Genomic DNA, 19,876 nt, shown 5'->3' with positions numbered 1-19,876 from the left:
CAAAATAATGCAGATAAAGTGTCAGTAAGGTGTCATACCGAAATAAAATTCACTCGCTAATCCCTGAGTTCTAGAAAGATTATAGAGTGTTGTTTTAAACGATACGGATCGTTTGCATCTTTGCCCATCGGCAACCCCGCTACCTTTCAGTCTCCTGAGTCAGGCCGGAAGCTTTGCGTCCCACTCTTTCGAAGTGGTTTGCCCTGTTCGTGGCATTAGTCGAACATTTTAAGGATAAATAAAATTTGAGGTAAGTATCACATCTTGATTGATCAAATGTGATCTTGGTTCAAGTAAATTGCTTTAAAATGATATGTCCGACCAATAGATTGAGCTATCAGTCGGATGACAGCTAATGCTATTTGTTTAAGTTGTATACGGTATCGCGCACAACGATCTCAGGGTGCATTTCGAATACACGCTTCTCGTGTTCTTTGTCTTTGATGCGCTCAAGTAAAATTTCAAACGCATTTTTACCAACGCGACGTTTAGGTTGGTGGACTGTGGTTAGTGGTGGTGAGAAGTACTCGGCAAGTTCAATATTGTCGTATCCAATCACAGAAATATCTTCAGGAACACGAATACCTTTTTGCTGAAGTCGACTCATTAAACCTAATGCCATGGTATCGTTGAAACAAAATACGGCAGTTGGCTTGTTGTCCATAGCGACAATTTTATCGGCAGCCAATACAGCGGTATCACACTCGAAGTTACCTTCAAGAATCCAGTTTTCGTTGACAGAGAGGTTGGCTTCATCCATCGCTCGTCGGAAACCTTGGATGCGCTCTTGGCATGCAGCTTTTTCGAAGTGACCACTGAGACAAGCGATATCTTTGTGGCCATTGTCTATCAGATATTTAGTCGCTAGGTAGCCACCTTCTTCTGAATTGTCGATGATTTTATCGGCTTGAGAGCTTTCAGGTCCCCAATCCATGACCACTTTTGGAATATCCTTATGGCGGTCTAGCATCTCACTTAATTCTTCTGTGAGGTCAGAACACATAACGAGGATGCCATCTACGCGCTTTTCCGCTAGCATACGGATATAGTCACGCTGTTTCTCGTAAATGCCACCAGTATTACACAGGATCAATGTGTAGCCCTGACGGTAACAGTAGCTTTCTACGCCGTCGATGACTTCAGAAAAGAATAGGTTGGTCGATTGGGTAACAAGCATACCGATAGTTCGAGTGCTGTTACATTTTAAGCTTCGTGCGACCGCGCTTGGTGCATAATTCAATTCGGCAACGGCTTCCATGACTTTTTCTTGTGTTGCTTCAGCAACAAAGCGCGTCTTATTGATCACGTGAGAAACTGTTGTAGTTGACACGCCAGCTAGGCGTGCCACATCTTTAATAGTGGCCATAAGGTTCTGTCCTGTCGATGACTGCCAGGAAGTATATTCAGAGTGTAGAATAATTCGGCAGAAAGTATCAGAAACACAAAAACCGCTTTATTCAGCGGTTTGTCTCTAGTTCGTTCATTTTTATCGTTTGCGGTCACGATTCTAGACCGCAAACAGAAGAAGAGCAAATAAAAAACGAAGGTGTGATAAGTTTTAAATCACAGATCAACAATAAGGTTATTCACCTTTAAGATAGGTGCAATCAAGTTCAAGAAACGCAATCAGTAATGAAGCTGTTGCCGCGTAAAACCCAAATTCATCTAAAGCTTGGCACTTTCTAGTGAATTGTGGAAGCCAACTTAAAAGATGTTTATGAATAAACTGTTCCTGTTCGATAAAAGCATCTTCCATGTGGCGTTCTTGTTCTAACTCGTTGGAGCGGATAATCAAGTTTCCTAAAAAGTCGAGCTCAATCGCGAGGTGATCCGCAGGTTCATTCAGCGCTTTATCAACTTCAATGCCGTGTTTGGCCATTAGCTGTTCCATGTCTGTTGCAGGCTGATCATTGAGAAGCCCAGATTTGCCTATGTACACGGAAGCGTAGGGTAGCGCTGAGTCTTTGTCTGACTTTAGAAACAAATCGCAGAAGTCAGCGGCCAGTTCGAGCTGGGCATCTTCGCGATCGATAAGACGATTGAGTGCATCGACTAATTTGTTTATGGCTGACTTCAGATGAGGGTTTTCTCCCAGCCCAGTCAGAAAGGAACGGATTTCTTCTGAGTGATACTGCTGGAGGTTTTCCTCTGTTAACTCCTTGGCAAACAGGCTGGATAACCACCAGTAGATTTCAGCACGTTTTTCGTTGAATGCTTTGATTTCTTGCATTGGTTAAGACTCCTGGAAATTCTATTTATCAGTTTAACGAATAAAAATGAATAGCGGTAATGGCGGTTGTTTCAGATTGAGTGCAAAAATGGAAAGTTATTAATGGCCTAAGCGAGGTTTGTTTTGAATCAATAAAACATCGCCTTTCTGGTTTGAAAGCGGTCAAAAGCTAGAAATGTGACTGATTATGAATAGAATGAATGAGAGACAATTTCAAAATGTAATTAAGTGGTGTAAATGAGCTATCACGTATTAGTTGTAGAGGATGATGCCGCCACTCGCAGTAAACTGGTTGGTTACTTTCAGAATGAAGGTTACCAAGTGAGTGAAGCGGAAAGTGGAGAGCAAATGCGCGATACACTGCAAAATCATGCGGTTGATTTGGTGATGCTTGACATTAACCTACCTGGTGAAGATGGGCTAATGCTCACTCGTGAGCTTCGCAGTCAGTCTGATATTGGTATTATCCTCGTTACAGGACGTACGGATAGCATTGATAAAATTGTTGGTCTTGAGATGGGGGCCGATGATTACGTCACTAAACCGTTTGAACTTCGAGAGCTGCTTGTTCGGGTTAAAAATCTCCTTTGGCGTATATCGGCAGTACGAAGTGCTGATGAGCTGAGTGAGCAGAAAAAAGATGATGGCAATATTGTACGTTTTGCGGAGTGGACCTTTGATGTGCAGCGTCGAGCATTGAGTAAAAATGGTGAGCCAGTGAAGCTGACTAAAGCAGAATATGAATTGCTAGTTGCTTTGTCATCATACCCAAATCAAGTCCTGAGCCGAGAACGTATCTTGAATATGATTAGCCATCGAGTTGATGCGCCGAATGATCGCACCATTGATGTTCTAATAAGACGTATGCGCGCTAAGATGGAATTTGACCCCAAGAACCCGCAGATTTTTGTCACGGTACATGGCGAAGGGTACATGTTTGCAGGTGATTGACCTAAACAGATAAGCAAAAAAATACCGAGGCATGCCTCGGTATTTTTCATTTGATTAAACGTTACTGTCGGAAGCGTGTACTGCTTTCTCTTCGTAATCGGATGCCCAGTCACGTAACGATTGCCAGATGCGGCCCAGCGTTTCATGCCAATAGCGCTCAGTTTGCTCAAGATAGACAGCTTTCGGTGTGTACTTAGCCCACGCCTGAGTGACATTATCATGAGCCAAATAGTTGGTTGGCGCAGGGTAAGGCTTAAGACCGGCAGAATGGAATTCATTCAGTGCACGTTTCATGTGGCTGGCGGAAGTGACCACGACCAATTTTTTGCGCTTAACAAACGCAGCAGCTTGCCTTGCTTCTTCCCAAGTATCCTTCGCAGTTTCCAGCAGAATAATATCCGACTTTGAAACGCCTAATGCGAGCGCAACTTTGGCCATCATACGAGCATTACTGACTTCAGAACCGCCTGCGTAACCTGACAGAATCAGCTTAGACCCTGGGTAGATACGCATGATGCGTATCCCTTCCGTCAGGCGCATCAGGCCGGTGCGACTTAATTCAGACGTGGGAGGGATTCGGTCGTCCACAACATGGCCACTACCTAACACCATGACATAATCGATCGTCTCATCGACCGGAAAAAACGCAGAATACTGACGCTCAAGTGGCATCAGGAGACGAGAAGAAACTGGCTGGAATGCAATGAGAAAAATACCAATGAAAGAGAATAGAACAACAAAACAGCCTGTTTTTTGCTTCCTTGTAAACATAATCAGCATCAGGCCTAAAAAACCGATGATCAGCATTGCTGGCAAAGGCATTAAAAGGGATGACACCACTTTTTTCAGCTCAAACATACTTAAATAGTCCGAAAAAACACCAATTGATTTTAATTTAAGAGAATCCCTCTTTATATCTGCCTTTCTTATGACAGAATAGCAGCACGATTCGACATGATAACCTAAGCCGCCGTGACTGAAGACCGCAATTTCGACGATATTGCCCACAAATTTGTAAAAAACATCTACGGCTCCGATAAAGGAGAGATACGCCAAGTTATTGTTTGGGAAGAACTTGAACAACTACTATGTGCGGTTAATGGTAGCAGGAAAAGCCTCGATGTGCTGGATGCAGGTGGTGGATTAGCACAAATGTCGCAAAAGCTGGCTAAACTCGGACATCGAGTCGCTTTATGTGATCTATCTTTGGAAATGCTGCAACTAGCCAAGCAGGATATTGAAAAAAATGGCTTGCTTGAGCAGTATCGCTTGATTCATTCGCCAGTCCAGAACATTGCAGAGCATCTGGAACAGCCCGTTGATGTGGTCATGTTCCATGCGGTGATGGAGTGGTTGGCAGACCCTAAGCCCGCTTTAGAAACGGTGCTTAAGCAGGTGAAACCGGGGGGTGCAGCTTCCATCATGTTTTACAACCATCATGGTCTGGTCTACAAGAATGTCGTATGTGGCAATATTCCTCATGTATTAGAGGGCATGCCGCATCGAAAACGATTTAAGTTACAGCCGCAGAAAGGGCTTAAACCAGAAGAGGTCTATAAGTGGATTGAAGACGCTGGCTTTGAAATCTGTGGCAAAGCTGGTATTCGCTGTTTCAGTGACTATATCGGAAACAGAGAATACATGGGCGACTATAAGACAGAAGATGTGGTAGCACTTGAGCGACAGCTGTGTCGACAAGAGCCCTATCTCTCGCTAGGCCGATACATACATGTATGGGCCAAAAAGAAAGAAGAACAGGAATAATAATGAGTGAGATGATTCTCAACGCTGCTGAGCAACCCATTGATGAATTGGTTGGCTGGGTAAAGCAGCACGATTTCTCATTAAACCTGCCGACTGAACGTCTCGCATTTCTCATCGCTATTGCAGTCCTTAGCAATGAGAGGTTTGATGAAGAATTGGGTGAAGGTGAATTGCACGACGCATTTACTATCGTCACTCGATTATTTGAGGATACCGGAGAAGCGTCTGCTTTCCGGGCTAACAACGCAATTAATGAGATGGTAAAGCAGAGGCTGATTAGCCGTTTTACCAGTGAAGTGAACGATGGCGCGAGCATTTATCGCTTGTCGCCGCTCGCGATTGGGATTACGGACTATTATGTTCGCCATCGTGAGTTTTCTAAATTACGCCTCTCTATCCAATTGTCGATGGTGGCGGATGAAATGGCGAAAGCGATTGAATCTGCTCAGCAAGGCGGAACGCCGGGGCACTGGAAAAAGAATGTTTATGGCGTGCTCAAATATTCTGTGGGTGAGATATTCGATCAAATTGATCTCAACCAACGTGTTATGGATGAGCAGCAACAATCAGTCAAAGTGCAGATTGCTGAGCTGCTTAACAAAGATTGGCGTGAAGCGATCAATAACTGTGAAGAGTTGTTATCTGAAACGTCTAGTACGTTACGAGAACTGCAAGATACGTTACAAGCCGCTAGTGACGAGCTACAAACTCAAATCCTTGATATTCAGGAAATTGTTTACGGACAAGATGAACTGGAATTTATTGAGGAGGCCTTGTTTGGCTTACAGATGAAACTAGATCGCATCACCAGCTGGGGCCAACAAGCGATTGATTTATGGATTGGTTACGACAGACACGTGCATAAATTTATCCGCACCGCAATTGACATGGATAAGAACCGTGCCTTCAGCACGCGTTTGCGTCAGTCAGTCAAAGACTACTTCGACACACCTTGGTATCTCACTTATGCCGATGCAGAAAGGTTAGTCGATCTCCGTGATGAAGCACTGGTTCTTCGAGATGACGAAGTGACCGGACAAGTGCCTCTGGAAGTGGAGTATGAAGAATTCCAACAAGTGAATGATGAGCTTTCTGAGCGCATAGGTGACATGCTCAAAGTACATAAAGAGCAGGGTACAGCTATCCATCTTGGAGCCGTATTACGCGACTATCTAGCACAGCATCCGCGCACTCATCATTTCGATTTAGCTCGTATCGTCATTGATCAAGCCGTACGTCTGGGTTACTCCGAATCGGATTATCAAGCGATTCAGCCAGACTGGCAGGCAATTAACGAATACGGAGCAAAGGTACAAGCAAATGTCATCGACCGATACTAATGATTACATGTCAGAAAATCTGGCAAAAGCGATTTCAAATCCACTTTTCCCGGCGCTAGACAGCATGCTTCGTGCCGGACGTCATATTTCTACCGAAGATCTCGACAATCACGCGCTGCTGTCTGACTTTGAAGTTGAGCTGTCTTCATTTTACCAGCGTTACAACACTGAATTGGTGAAGGCACCGGAAGGTTTCTTCTACCTTCGCCCTCGCTCTACGTCCCTGATTAACCGCAGTGTGCTGTCTGAGCTCGACATGCTAGTGGGCAAGGTCTTGTGTTTCCTCTACCTAAGCCCAGAGCGTCTAGCTCACGAGGGAATCTTTACCAATCAGGAACTGTATGAAGAGCTGTTGGCTTTATCGGATGAGAAAAAGCTGATGAAGCTGGTCACCAACCGCGCGACTGGTTCAGATTTAGATAAAGAAAAACTGTTTGAAAAAGTCCGCACTTCTTTGCGCCGTTTACGCCGCCTAGGCATGATCATCAACATAGGTGAAACCGGTAAATTTAGTATCAGTGAGTCGGTATTCCGCTTTGGTGCTGATGTCCGTGTGGGCGACGACATGCGCGAAGCACAGTTACGCTTGATCCGTGATGGTGAAGCTGTAGTGCATACCAAAGAGCCAAGCCAAGGCAGCTTACTGGCAGAATCAGAACAAGGTGATGAGTCATCTCAATCAGAAAAATTAGAAGAAGGTGAAGCATGATTGAAAGAGGTAAATATCAATCGCTGACCATGGTTAACTGGAACGGCTTCTTTGCGCGAACCTTTGACATTGATGGCTTAGTTACTACGTTATCCGGGGGTAATGGTGCAGGTAAATCAACCACAATGGCGGCATTCATTACAGCCTTGATACCTGACCAGACGCTGCTGCATTTCCGAAATACGACCGAGGCGGGCAGTAGCCAGTCTTCACGTGACAAAGGCCTCTACGGTAAATTGCAGCCAGGCGCGTGTTATGCGGCACTGGATGTCGTGAACTCACGTAATCAACGCTTACTATTTGCAGTGAAGCTGCAGCAAGTCGCGGGTCGCGATAAGAAAGTGGATATCAAACCGTTCGTGATTCAAGGGCTGCCAAGCAGTGTGAAGCCGACGGATATTCTGATTGAAAGTGTTTCTGCGACTCAGGCGCGTGTTCGTCAGATCAACGAAATCAAAGAGTCAGTCGCGCAACACGAAGGTGTTCAGCTTAAGACTTTCAATTCCATCGTTGATTACCATGCACAAATGTTTGAATTTGGCGTGATTCCTAAGAAGTTGCGTAACTCTAGTGACCGTTCTAAGTTCTATCGCTTGATTGAGGCGTCGCTGTACGGTGGTATTTCGAGTGCGATTACCCGCTCATTACGCGATTACCTACTGCCTCAGAATGGTGGCGTAAAGAAAGCTTTCCAGGACATGGAATCGGCGCTGCGTGAAAACCGCATGACGCTTGAAGCGATTAAAACGACTCAAGCAGATCGAGACTTGTTTAAACACCTCATTACTGAATCGACGAATTACGTGGCGGCTGACTACATGCGCCATGCAAACGATCGTCGCAATAAGCTGGAGCAGACTCTCTCTCTACGCTCTGAACTGTTTGGCTCGCGTGAAACATTGGTTGAGCAAAACAGCTTACTTAATCGAGTTCAAGAAGAGCTGGAATTGCTGGTGGAGTCTGAATCGGCGTTAGAGCAAGACTACCAAGCGGCCTCCGACCACTTACAGCTTGTCCAGAATGCACTGCGTCAGCAGGAAAAGATCGAACGCTACCAAGAAGATCTTGAAGAGCTGAGTGAACGACTTGAAGAACAGATGATGGTCGTTGAAGAAGCGCAAGAGCGTGTTCTTATGATGGAAGAGCAAGCAACGGTTGCGGAAGAAGAGGTCGACAGCCTTAAGACTCAGTTAGCCGATTATCAGCAAGCGCTGGACGTTCAGCAAACCCGCGCGCTTCAATACCAGCAAGCAGTGCAAGCGCTTGAGAAAGCGAAAACCTTGCTGGGGGATGAGGACCTTACTGCTGAGCGCGCGCACTCGATGGTCTCTGAGCTGAAAAATCAGGAATCAGAGAGCACGGCAGCGTTGCTGTCGGTGAAACACAAACTGGATATGTCTTCAGCCGCCGTTGAGCAGTTTGAGACGGCGCTTACCTTGGTCCGTAAGATTGCTGGCGACTCAGTGGAGCGTAAAAATGCCGCTGAAGTTGCAAAGCAGTCGATTCGTCAAGCGCGAGATGCTGAGCAAATTGCACAAAATGAACAACAATGGCGTGCGCAGCATCGCGATCTTGAGCGAAACCTCAATCAACAGCGTCAGGCGCGTGAATTAGTCAGTGCTTATCAGAAACAACATAATGTGGAATTGGTTGATGAGCTGACCTTTGAGCAGGAGCGTGAACGTCATGCGATGCAGGTTGAATCTCTTGAGATGGCTCAAGAAGAGGTTCGCGAGCAGCGCAGTGAACAGCGCCGTCTCGAACAAGAGGCTGCGGCGGAAATAAAGAAATTAGAAGCCATCGCACCGACTTGGATTGCTGCTCATGATGCTCTGGAAGCGCTCAAGGAGCAGAGCGGGGCTGACTTGTATGACAGTCAGGCTGTCATGTCTCAAATGCAAATCGTACTTGAGCAAGAAAAGCAACAGTCATTGGCCAAAGAAAAGCTCGCAGAGCGCCGTACTCATTTAGAGAATGAAATTGAGCGGTTAGCGTCACCGGGGGGCTCCAATGATCCTCGTCTGAAAGGCTTAGCTGACACATTAGGTGGTGTGCTGCTTTCAGAGATCTATGACGATATCACCATTGGCGATGCGCCTTATTTCAGTGCGATGTACGGTCCATCTCGTCATGCGATTGTGGTGTCTGACTTAACGGGTATTGAAGAAAAGCTGGTTGAGCTGGACGATTGCCCTGAAGACCTTTACATCATTGAAGGCGATATCGATGCCTTTGATGACAGCTCATTTGATGCGGAAGAACTGGAAGGTGCAGTTTGTGTTCGCATGAACGATCGCCAGATGCGTTACTCACGTTTCCCAGAAATTCCTTTGTTTGGTCGTGCTGCGCGTGAACAACGTTTAGAGCAGCTACGTAATGAGCGCGAAGAAGTGGTAGAGCAGCATGCGAAAGCTGCGTTTGATTCGCAAAAACTTCAGCGTCTATATCAGGCATTCAACAACTTTGTTGCCAAGCACATCCAGGTTGCTTTTGAAGCGGATCCGGAGCAATCGCTGACAGTGGCTCGTGAGAAGCGCAATCAAGTGTCACGAGTGCTGGCAGATTTGGATGCTAAAGAGCAGCAGCAACGCTCTCAATTGTTAGCGAGTAAGCAGGCGTTGTCCTCGCTGGATAAATTAGCACCAATGATGGTGTTGATTGAAGATGATTCACTGACACTACGTTTTGAAGAGCTTGAAGAAAAAATCGCTCAGCTGTCTGAAGCGAAAGCATTTTTGAGCAGCCACGCGAAAACAGTCGCTGAACTGGAAAAAATTGCCTCAGCACTTGAAGCCGACCCTGAGCAATTCGATGCGCTGGAAGCCGAATATAAGGCCGCGGATGTTCAGTTACAGGAACTTAAGAAGCAGATCTTTGCATTGTCTGACTTGGTGGAGCGTCGCCACTACTTCGCCTATTCAGACTCCGTTGATCTGCTTAATAAGAGCAGTGAATTGAGTGAGCAACTCAAAACTAAACTTGTTGAAGCGGAGAGGCAGCGTACTCGCTCTCGTGATGAGCTGAAACAGGCGCAAGGGCAAATGAACCAATACAATCAGGTATTGGCCTCCTTGAAGAGTTCTCATCAGGCTAAGCAGGAAACGGTTCAAGAATTTAAGCAAGAGCTTCAAGAGTTTGGTGTTACTGCAGACGAAGGCGCACAAGAGCGCGCCATGCGTCGTCGAGACGAGTTGCAGGAACGTCTGCATACGTCACGCAGCCGTAAGAGTGAATACGAACGTACCATCACGTCGACTGAGCTGGAAATGAAAGGTCTGGCCAAACGTCTTAAGAAGGTTCAGAAAGAATACATTGAGCTGCGCACCTTTGTGGTTGCAGCGAAAGCAGGTTGGTGTTCCGTACTGCGCTTAGCACGTGAAAATGATGTTGAGCGTCGCTTGCACAAGCGTGAACTGGCGTATATGTCAGCGGATGAGTTGCGTTCGATGTCAGATAAATCGTTGGGTGCATTGCGTCTGGCGGTTGCCGACAACGAGGACTTACGTGATGCATTGCGTCTGTCTGAAGACAATGCACGACCTGAGCGCAAAGTGCTGTTCTATATCGCAGTATATCAGCATCTTCGTGAACGTATTCGTCAGGATATCATCCACACCAATGATCCCGTTGAGGCGATTGAAGAGATGGAAGTGGAGCTTGCTCGATTGACCGAGGAGCTGACGCAACGTGAAAATCGTCTGGCAATCAGTTCTGAATCTGTGGCTAGTATCATCAAGAAAACGATCCAGCGCGAGCAAAACCGTATCCGCATGCTTAACCAAGGATTATCGAATATTGCCTTTGGTCAAGTGAAAGGCGTTCGCTTGAATGTGAAGATACGTGAAAGTCACGAGATTTTGCTTCATGGTTTAGCTTCACAACAAGAGCAACACAAAGACTTGTTTGAGACCTCTCGCTATACATTTTCAGAGGCAATGGCGAAGTTGTTCCAGCGTGTTAACCCACATATCGATATGGGTCAACGTAGCCCGCAAGTTCTGGGTGAAGAACTGCTGGACTACCGTAACTACCTTGAGTTGAGTGTGGAAGTCTGCCGTGGTTCAGACGGCTGGTTACAAGCTGAATCAGGCGCTCTGTCGACGGGTGAAGCGATCGGTACCGGCCAGTCTATTCTTCTTATGGTCGTTCAGAGCTGGGAAGAAGAATCTCGCCGATTGCGTAGCAAAGATATTGTTCCTTGTCGTCTGTTGTTCTTGGATGAAGCTGCGCGCTTAGATGCCAAGTCGATTTCGACCTTATTTGAGTTGTGTGACCGTCTCGATATGCAACTTCTGATTGCCGCGCCAGAGAATATCAGCCCAGAAAAGGGCACCACTTATAAGCTTGTTCGTAAGGTATTTAAAGACCATGAGCATGTGCATGTGGTTGGTCTACGAGGTTTTGGACAAGCAGAGCAGAATAAGTCAGAAGCTCAGGAGCTGATTGAAGAGCTGTAATAGATACCCATAAAGGCGGCGGTAAAGTCGCCTTTCTTTTATCACTCCAACACATATCGTACATAAAAAGCCTGCTTGTGATGACAAGCAGGCTTTTTAATAACTGAACGTGATTAGAACTGAGTGGTAGAGCCAAATTGTTTGGCAGCGTAAGCCACGCGTTCTTCCGCACTAGGATACACCCTTGGAGCGCCAATGCTTTCGATATGGTGCAAACGTGGCAACAACCCTGCACCATTGGCAATTTGAATTGCTAAGCCAGGCCGGGCGTTGAGCTCTAAGACCATTGGGCCTTCTTCTTTATCCAACACCATGTCAGTCCCCATGTAGCCAAGCCCCGTCATCTCCCATGCGCTAGAGGCCAGCACTAAGAGTCGCTCCCAATGCGGGACTTGAAGAGTAGAGAGATCTTTATCAGTGTCAGGGTGATGAGTGATAGGTTGGTCAAACTGAACAGCACGGATCGCCTTACCGGTGGCGATATCGATACCGACACCCACGGCACCTTGGTGAAGGTTTGCTTTACCATCGGAAGCGGCAGTTGAACAGCGCATCATCGCCATCACTGGATAGCCTTTAAATACGATGATTCTCACATCAGGTACGCCCTCATAGCTAAAGCCATTGAAGCAGTCGTCGAACTTAATTAAGTTTTCTACGACGGCAACGTCATTTTTACCACCGAGAGAGAACAGACCTGCCAATGCATTACTGATATGACGCTCAACATCTTCTTTATTGATCGTTGAACCAGAAGGCTTAGTGTAAACCCCGTTTTCATGTGAGGTTACTACCAAAATGCCTTTTCCCCCGCTACCTTGAGCGGGTTTAATAACAAAGCCAGGCCAGTCTTTAACCATGTTGTGGATGGTTTTCACTTCCGCTTGATTGCGAATCACACCAATCAACTTAGGTACTGTAGCTCCTGCCGCTTCAGCAATGATTTTTGTTTTCAGTTTGTCATCCACCAGTGGATATTTAGAGCGATCATTGTAGCGACCAATGTAACTGTGGTTACGTTGGTTCATGCCCATAATCCCCTTATGACGAAGCTTATTTGGCGATGTAAACTGCGAAGTTAAACGTGTCAGCATCGTTTTAGTCCTCCGCTAGTGGTTTAAAACGACGTAGCTCTGTTAGGCGGTAGCCGGTGTAAGTACCAAGCAGTAGGATACCTGCTAACACAATAAGCTGAAGGCCGATAAAGTTGAAGGTTAGATGCTGAATGTACGTGTTGGTCATCGCGAGATAAACCAGAACTGCGGTAGCCAATGAACCACCACCTTGAAGCACCACCTCTTTCGCACCTTCTTCTTCCCATAGGATTGACATTCGCTCGATGGTCCACGAAAGGATGATCATTGGGAAGAAGGTAATCGATAGGCCTTCTGTTAAACCAATTTTAAACGCCACAACTGTGAACACGGAGATGATCATGATAACAGTGATAATTACAGCAGAAATTCTTGCGACCAGAAGCAAGTTAAGCCTTGAGAGATAACTGCGAATGACGAGACCAGTCCCCACAATTAATAAGAAACCCACAATACCAGTCACAAGCTGAGTTTGAACAAAAGCAACTGCAATCAAAACAGGCATGAAGGTACCAGAGGTTTTCAAGCCAATGATGACACGCAAAAAGACGACGATCAGAGCCCCAATCGGGATCAGCATGATGGTTTTAAACATCGCTTGCTCTTCAAGTGGCAGACTGTGAATAGAGAAGTTCAATAGCCCGTCCGCTTCAACTTTATCGAGAGTTGCCTGCTTTGGAGAAACCTCTTGGGCAATCATAGAGAAGTGGACTTGGCTATTTTGGCCACCAATGATGTCAAGTAGCGAGACGTTTGACTCATCCCATACAAGGATGTTCTCAGCGATGACCTGGTTCGCATTTTCGGGATTGAAGAGCTGCCATTCTTTACCATCCCATACTTGGTTCATTTGCTGGATTGTCTGACGTCGACGGCCATCTTCGAGTTCAATGACACCTACTGCTTTGCTTGGAACTTTGGCATAAGCGAGAATCTTATCGACCGCATCCACTTTAGACATGTTGTTTAGCAAAAGTGCAGCGTTTTGGTTGTCTGAATCGTTAAGGGTTTTAATCAGCTCACGGGTAAAGGTAATATCATCGGCGGAGCGCTTGTTAGCACGTTCAATGAGCGAAATGGCAGCGGCTTCTGTTGGGCCATCAAACGTTGGCGGGATGATGTCTTGATTGGGTTTGAGCGGTTCTACTTTTGCTTGTGGGTCAACAAGAAACTGGGCTTTGTAGTAGATTGTTTGAGCTCCCACTGCATGACGAATAGACCACTCCGCACGTCGACCTGTTTCGGTGTTGACATATGAAACGCCATAGCCAGGAGATGACGATGACTCACTAATGAGCGTGAATCCGTTTTGAGTATGAGGGGCGGCTAACGACGCCTTGACCGGTTTAGCTTGAGCATTGAACTCAATACGAGCTTCAATATCCCAAATTTGGCGGGTTTCTCCTGGGGTCCAGGGAACGCCGTAAGTCTGATGTCTGAACAGGCTTAAAGCGATGCCTGCAATAATCAGCAGGATGACCGATATGTAAAAGGGGACTTTAGACGTCATAAACTACCTTATTGTTTTTGTTCAATTTCCGTTTGGATGTACTTCTTGCTGACATCCACCACTGCAATATCTCGGATAAATTCACGACCCAATAACACAGGATGGGTCATTTGTGAACGATCTGCCAAAGTGAACTGTGTTTTTTCGTGAATCTTGCCCAATCTTACCCACAATTCGACCACAGCTCTGCGCTCCATCTCATCATTTGTGGCTTGGCGTATTTTTACGAAGCGAATAATCGGAGCTTCAATCCAGTTCGTATCATCCAATGGGGTCACACCATCAGATAGATGAAAACGCACCCAGTTTTTCCCATTGCGTTCAAATTGTTCGATATCGACTGCATTTAAAGAAGAGGTTTCAGCTCCGGTATCGATTCGGCTGTCAAAAGTCTGCTTAATTGAATCGATAGTGACTCGTTCGATTGCGCCTAGCAACAACTCTTGGGAAGGAGGCGGTGTAGCTTGAAGTGAGGTCGAAGTGATGACTGGGTCACGGCTTCTCTTCATTTCAGCCATAGTCTCTGTTTTAAATTTGAGCAGTTCTTTATCTAACGAATCGATCTTGGTTTGTAGGCTTTCAATGTGTTGGGCTTGAGTACTCACCTGTTGCTCTAGGTGAGTAAATTTTTGCGTGAGGCTTATTTCTGAAGATTGGATTGCTGCAAGGGTTTCTTGATGGTATTGCTCACCGTTAATAAGTGTGCAGCCTGAAAGTAACGCAATTGAAATGACCGGAGTCAACTTGGTAAACATTGAGAATCCTGCATGAGATGTAAGTTGTTTATAAAAAATTAGGAGTTTAGAACATTCCTAGCCCAGCTCACAAGGCACATTGCCAACGCAAGCCGGATCGAGTAACGATTAGTGATACACTGCAAAAAATAGGATGCAGTGAGCATCCTAAATTTTAGAGTCTTTTAAGTTTCAGATTAAGTATTTGCCCGACCTAAAAAGTTAGGAATCTGTCAAGAATTAGTCTTAATTAGGTTTTTTCGCGACTAGGATGGCTCGGCGTGGTGCAGGGTGACCTTCGACCGTTTTTCTTGGATCATTCTGGTCGAGATAGTCGGGTAGAGAATTGTGAGTCATCCAGTCTGTGGTACGCTGTTCATCAACGGATGTGATATTTTCATCGACGATACGTACGTCCTCGAACCCAACTTGCTCAAGCCATACTTTGAGTGCTTTGGCCGATGGGAAAAAGTACACATTTCGCATCTGAGCATATCTATCAACAGGTACTAAAACCGACGTTTCATCTCCCTCAATGACTAAGGTTTCTAAAACAAGCTCTCCCCCGGCGATAAGCTGATCTTTGAGTTGAATAAGGTGATCGAGCGGGGAGCGTCGATGATAAAGTACTCCCATGCTAAATACGGTATCGAACGCTTCTAGCTTTGGTAGCTGCTCAATACCTAATGGTAAAAGGTGCGCACGCTGATTGTTGCCCATTAATTTACGCACCGCTTCAAACTGGATCAGGAATAGGTGGGACGGGTCAATACCAACACACAAGCGGGCATCTTCGCCCAACATGCGCCACATGTGATAGCCATTACCACAGCCAACATCGAGAACACTGCGGTTCTTAAGTGGTGAGATATGCGGTAGGACTCGATCCCATTTCCAGTCACTGCGCCACTCTGTATCAATGTGAATACCGTGTAGATGATATGGGCCTTTACGCCAAGGGTGGAACGTACGAAGCAGACTTTCTAGCTTTTTCAGCTCACCATCGTGAAAGGGTGTATCGTTGGCAATGGTAACTGAGTTCTTCAAATCAACCTGATCTGGAGAGCCTTCGGGAATCTTGTTGAGTGCTTTTAGCCAGCGACTAAAATCACCATGTTCTGCGTTTTGCCAATCGGTTAGTTGCTGAGGTAAAACATTAAGCCATGGCTGGAGGCGCGTATCCGTGGCAATTAACTGATAAAAATTGGCAAAGTTAAACATAGTTTTTCACTGATAATAAATTAAACAATTTAGCTCAATATGCTGAGCAAACGACTCATTTTCGCTACTTTATAGCGAACATTGAACCAAAGTTGAAACACTGGAACCAGACATCGAAGCTACTGAAGCCGATTTCTGCAAAACGCTCTTTGTGTTCTTTTTTCGAATCAGGGCGCATGACATTTTCTATGGCACTACGCTTTTGACTGATCTCGAGTTCGCTGTACCCATTCGCACGTTTAAAGTCATGGTGAAGGTCAATTAGCAGCTCATTCGAGACTGGGTCTTCGAACACATATTTTTCCGAGAGAATCAATATCCCACCGGGGCGAAGGCCTGCGTAGATCTTCTCAAGTAAAGTATACCTATCCTGAGGCGACAGAAACTGCAGCGTGAAATTGAGTACCACGACAGAAGCGTTTTGGATTTCAATATTGCGAATGTCTGCTTCTACCACATCCACAGGTGTATCGCTGCGGTAAGCATTGATGTGTAGCTTGCAGCGCTCAACCATGGCAGACGAGTTATCGACTGCAATGATTTGGCAACCTTCCTGCTGAATATGGCGACGCATGGACAAGGTTGCGGCGCCGAGTGAACAGCCAAGATCGTAAATGTTTGAATGCGGTTTAACGAACCTTTCGGCCAGCATGCCAATGGCAGAGATGATATTGCTGTACCCAGGAACAGAACGCTGAATCATATCAGGAAAGACTTCTGCAACACGCTCATCAAACGTGAAGTCTCCTATTTTATCGATAGGAGCGGAAAACATCGTATCTGGATTGCTCTTAGGGTTCATAATCGATTCTCTGACAAGTTTCGCAGTGGCATCAAAAAAGGCGCGTATTTTATGAGAAAATCGCGCCCGTGTCATGTGTTGAGACAATTCTACTCAGAACATCTGTAACTGCGAATTGCCATCATTTGCCGGGAATGCTGATAAGTCAGGCAATTGAGTATTGTTTTGCAGCATTTTGTACAAATTACTCGCAAGTTCTGGCGCAATAATATTGTCGGCGGTATGGATCATTACATAAGGTTGCTTACCTTCGGCTATCCACTCTGGTAGCTTTTTCAGCCAAGGGGTGAAAAAAGCGTAGTTTTCAGACTCCGTTGGATGACCGATAAAGCGAATCATGGGGTGTGAGGCTGTGGCGATAGCGTGCACTGGGACTTTAGGTTTCTTTTGCTGTGCGTCGATGATGGCTTCATTGTCCGGTTTTGCTGCAAACACAGGCCGGCTATCCATGATGATCCGGTCGTAGCCTTTCTCGTGCAGCCACTGGTTCAATTGACGCTCTTCTTCACCTTTAGAGAAAAAAGAGGGGTGTCGAACTTCAACACCAATAGGGAAGTTTGGTGGGAATAAATCGCAGAATCTTTGCAGGTCGTTTAGATGTTCTGGGCCAAAAGCCGCTGGCAATTGGATGGTCCACTGGCCGATGCGGTCATGCAAAGGTGCCATTATTTGCATGAACTCATTGAGTGGCCCTTGACTGCCTCGTAGCATTTGTTGGTGAGTAATCGCTTTTGGCAGCTTAAAAGTGAATTTGAAATCATCATGCGTCGCAGCTCGCCAGTTCTGCACGGTTGAAACACTTGGTGTGGCGTAGAATGTCGTATTCCCTTCGACAGTATGGAAGACCTGAGCGTACTTTTCTAGCCTTTCGGCGGGCTTGGTGCCACTGCCGTAGAAGCTTTGTTGCCAGTTGTTGTGAGACCACATGGTCAAGCCAAGTCTTAGGGGTAATCCATCCATATTGAGCCATCTCTACCTTTAACGTTTAACCACTTTACGAGAGTTTTGAAGAGAACGGTACTTTCAAGCTATAATCAGCGCCAATTTTTTCTGATTGATGTGGTTTTGCTCTTTTATTGCGCTAAAAAGCATCAAAACCGGATAAATAGCAATAAATTGTATTCTGAGTAGTCGATTTTGAATGACTTTCAGCGTATAAATGGATCTTTGCGCTATCAGCTAGGAAAACGCTGATATCGAGTAATTAACAAATTTAAAGAGATTGGGAAATTCATTATGCGTACCCATTACTGTGGTCACCTGAACAAGTCCCTTGCAGGACAAACTGTAGAACTTTGCGGCTGGGTTAACCGTCGTCGTGATTTAGGCGGTCTTATTTTTATCGATATGCGAGATCGTGAAGGCGTCGTTCAGGTAGTTGTTGATCCAGATATGGCAGATGCGTATGAAGTAGCTAACACACTTCGTAATGAATTCTGTATCAAGCTAACTGGTGAAGTTCGTGTTCGCCCAGATAGCCAAGTAAACAAAGATATGGCAACGGGTGAAGTTGAGATCATCGCGAAAGGCCTTGAAATCATCAACCGTGCTGATGTTCTGCCACTAGACTTCAACCAAAAGAACTCTGAAGAGCAGCGCCTGAAGTACCGTTACCTAGATCTACGTCGTCCTGAAATGAGCGACCGCATTAAGCTACGTGCTAAAGCGTCTAGCTTTGTTCGTCGTTTCCTAGATGACAATGGTTTCCTAGACATTGAAACGCCAGTTCTAACTAAAGCGACGCCAGAAGGCGCACGTGACTACTTAGTACCAAGTCGTGTTCACAAAGGCAGCTTCTACGCGCTTCCTCAGTCTCCACAGCTATTCAAACAGCTGCTAATGATGTCTGGTTTTGACCGTTACTACCAAATCGTTAAGTGTTTCCGTGATGAAGACTTACGTGCTGACCGTCAACCAGAATTCACTCAGATCGATATCGAAACGTCTTTTATGACGGCTGATGAAGTTCGCGCAACGACCGAGAAAATGGTTCGTAATATGTGGCAAGAGCTACTCAACGTAGACCTAGGACAATTCCCTGTGATGCCTTTCTCTGAAGCGATTCGTCGTTTCGGTAGCGATAAGCCAGACCTACGTAATCCACTAGAGCTAGTAGATGTTGCTGACCTAGTAAAAGACGTTGAGTTCAAAGTATTCTCTGGTCCAGCAAACGATGAGAAAGGTCGCGTTGCAGTGATTCGTGTACCAGGTGGTGCTTCTCTAACTCGTAAGCAGATTGATGGTTACGGTGAGTTCGTTGGCATCTACGGTGCGAAAGGTCTGGCATGGATGAAGGTTAACGACCGTGCAGCTGGCATGGAAGGTATCCAATCTCCAGTGGCTAAATTCCTAAATGAAGATGTGATTAACGGTATTCTGGATCGCACTCAAGCTGAATCTGGCGACATCATTCTATTCGGTGCAGATAAAGCGAACACAGTTGCAGAAGCAATGGGTGCACTGCGTCTGAAACTGGGTAAAGACCTTGAACTAACAGACGAGAACGCATGGGCTCCGCTATGGGTTGTTGACTTCCCAATGTTCGAAGAAGACGATGAAGGCAACCTGCACGCAATGCACCACCCATTCACTTCTCCATTAGGTGTGAATGCTGAAGAATTGAAAGCAAACCCAGCAGCAGCGAACTCAAATGCTTACGATATGGTTATCAACGGCTACGAAGTTGGTGGTGGTTCTGTTCGTATTCACAACGCAGAAATGCAGGCAGCGGTGTTTGATATTCTTGGTATCGATGCAGAAGAACAGCAGCTTAAGTTTGGCTTCTTACTAGACGCTCTGAAATTTGGTACGCCTCCACATGCAGGTCTTGCATTCGGCCTAGATCGTCTGGTTATGCTGCTATGTGGTACAGAGAATATCCGTGATGTTATCGCGTTCCCTAAAACAACAGCCGCGGCGTGTCTACTTACCGATGCACCAAGTGTTGCAAACCCAGCTGCACTTGAAGAGCTTGCGATTGCTCTAGCAAGTGAAAGAAGAAATATAGATGAGTAGTGGTTAGCGGTATCATTTAGAGGAAACGGCGCTTGGATTGAAGCGCCGT

The 19,876-nt window shown here is 45.9% G+C and carries 15 protein-coding genes and 1 riboswitch; of the genes, 6 read left to right on the top strand and 9 right to left on the bottom strand.

The genetic code is table 11. From position 1 onward, the window contains the following. Window positions 1–126: 126 nt before the first annotated feature. A riboswitch (cyclic di-GMP riboswitch) is annotated at window positions 127–213 on the bottom strand. A gap of 145 nt (window positions 214–358) precedes the next feature. Both purR and torD read right to left on the bottom strand, forming a co-directional pair. Next, the gene (gene purR / locus CTT30_RS10095; RefSeq protein WP_239865720.1) at window positions 359–1,366 is read right to left on the bottom strand and encodes an HTH-type transcriptional repressor PurR; all 1,008 of its coding nucleotides are present in this window, start codon (window positions 1,364–1,366) and stop codon (window positions 359–361) included. Between the two features lie 216 nt (window positions 1,367–1,582). After that, window positions 1,583–2,230 carry a molecular chaperone TorD gene (gene torD / locus CTT30_RS10090; RefSeq protein WP_252035054.1) on the bottom strand — a complete coding sequence of 216 codons (648 nt, stop codon included), beginning with the start codon at window positions 2,228–2,230 and terminating at the stop codon, window positions 1,583–1,585. A gap of 237 nt (window positions 2,231–2,467) precedes the next feature. Here torD and torR point away from each other — a divergent pair, with 237 nt between their 5' ends. Next, window positions 2,468–3,181 carry a two-component system response regulator TorR gene (gene torR / locus CTT30_RS10085; protein WP_252035052.1) on the top strand — a complete coding sequence of 238 codons (714 nt, stop codon included), beginning with the start codon at window positions 2,468–2,470 and terminating at the stop codon, window positions 3,179–3,181. A 54-nt stretch (window positions 3,182–3,235) separates the two neighbouring features. Here the strand turns inward: torR and elyC are convergent, their stop codons facing one another. Beyond that, complete coding sequence (gene elyC / locus CTT30_RS10080) at window positions 3,236–4,039, bottom strand: envelope biogenesis factor ElyC (RefSeq protein WP_239838248.1); 804 nt, start codon at window positions 4,037–4,039, stop codon at window positions 3,236–3,238. Window positions 4,040–4,153: 114 nt separating this feature from the next. Here elyC and cmoM point away from each other — a divergent pair, with 114 nt between their 5' ends. The 4 genes from cmoM to mukB are packed head-to-tail and all read left to right on the top strand — an operon-like array spanning window position 4,154 to window position 11,451. Further along, entirely contained in the window at window positions 4,154–4,945 is a 792-nt protein-coding gene (gene cmoM, locus CTT30_RS10075) for a tRNA uridine 5-oxyacetic acid(34) methyltransferase CmoM (RefSeq protein ID WP_252035051.1), read from the top strand. A gap of 2 nt (window positions 4,946–4,947) precedes the next feature. Then, window positions 4,948–6,285: a chromosome partition protein MukF gene (gene mukF / locus CTT30_RS10070; RefSeq protein WP_252035049.1), complete on the top strand. Its 1,338-nt coding sequence runs from the start codon at window positions 4,948–4,950 to the stop codon at window positions 6,283–6,285. Continuing rightward, window positions 6,266–6,994: a chromosome partition protein MukE gene (gene mukE, locus CTT30_RS10065; protein WP_006962903.1), complete on the top strand. Its 729-nt coding sequence runs from the start codon at window positions 6,266–6,268 to the stop codon at window positions 6,992–6,994. The genes mukF and mukE overlap by 20 nt, the downstream gene beginning before the upstream one ends. Further along, on the top strand, window positions 6,991–11,451 hold the full coding sequence (mukB, locus tag CTT30_RS10060) for a chromosome partition protein MukB (RefSeq protein ID WP_252035047.1): 4,461 nt from the start codon (window positions 6,991–6,993) through the stop codon (window positions 11,449–11,451). The genes mukE and mukB overlap by 4 nt, the downstream gene beginning before the upstream one ends. A gap of 113 nt (window positions 11,452–11,564) precedes the next feature. On the opposite strand, the gene CTT30_RS10055 is transcribed toward mukB, so the two are convergent. From CTT30_RS10055 to CTT30_RS10030, 6 genes are all read right to left on the bottom strand, one after another. Beyond that, window positions 11,565–12,545: an alpha-L-glutamate ligase-like protein gene (locus tag CTT30_RS10055; RefSeq protein ID WP_252035044.1), complete on the bottom strand. Its 981-nt coding sequence runs from the start codon at window positions 12,543–12,545 to the stop codon at window positions 11,565–11,567. A gap of 4 nt (window positions 12,546–12,549) precedes the next feature. Next, entirely contained in the window at window positions 12,550–14,055 is a 1,506-nt protein-coding gene (locus CTT30_RS10050; protein ID WP_252035042.1) for an inactive transglutaminase family protein, read from the bottom strand. An 8-nt stretch (window positions 14,056–14,063) separates the two neighbouring features. Next, entirely contained in the window at window positions 14,064–14,810 is a 747-nt protein-coding gene (locus CTT30_RS10045) for an ATP-dependent zinc protease family protein (protein WP_252035040.1), read from the bottom strand. 225 nt (window positions 14,811–15,035) lie between these two features. Next, on the bottom strand, window positions 15,036–16,010 hold the full coding sequence (gene cmoB / locus CTT30_RS10040; protein ID WP_239865728.1) for a tRNA 5-methoxyuridine(34)/uridine 5-oxyacetic acid(34) synthase CmoB: 975 nt from the start codon (window positions 16,008–16,010) through the stop codon (window positions 15,036–15,038). A gap of 64 nt (window positions 16,011–16,074) precedes the next feature. Beyond that, window positions 16,075–16,812 (bottom strand): carboxy-S-adenosyl-L-methionine synthase CmoA, encoded by a 738-nt coding sequence (gene cmoA, locus CTT30_RS10035; RefSeq protein ID WP_239865730.1) that lies wholly within the window; start codon window positions 16,810–16,812, stop codon window positions 16,075–16,077. A 93-nt stretch (window positions 16,813–16,905) separates the two neighbouring features. Then, window positions 16,906–17,772, bottom strand: a complete 867-nt coding sequence (locus CTT30_RS10030) for a DUF72 domain-containing protein (RefSeq protein WP_038156034.1) — start codon at window positions 17,770–17,772, stop codon at window positions 16,906–16,908. A 276-nt stretch (window positions 17,773–18,048) separates the two neighbouring features. Here CTT30_RS10030 and aspS point away from each other — a divergent pair, with 276 nt between their 5' ends. After that, window positions 18,049–19,827, top strand: coding sequence for an aspartate--tRNA ligase (gene aspS, locus CTT30_RS10025; protein ID WP_252035038.1), 1,779 nt, complete (start codon window positions 18,049–18,051; stop codon window positions 19,825–19,827). Window positions 19,828–19,876: the final 49 nt, after the last annotated feature.

Origin of the sequence: Vibrio coralliilyticus (assembly GCF_024449095.1) — a bacterium.
In the GTDB taxonomy this organism is placed as follows: domain Bacteria; phylum Pseudomonadota; class Gammaproteobacteria; order Enterobacterales; family Vibrionaceae; genus Vibrio; species Vibrio coralliilyticus_A.
The sequence above is the reverse complement of the archived record's forward strand: the minus strand, read 5'-3'. Positions and strand labels throughout refer to the sequence as shown.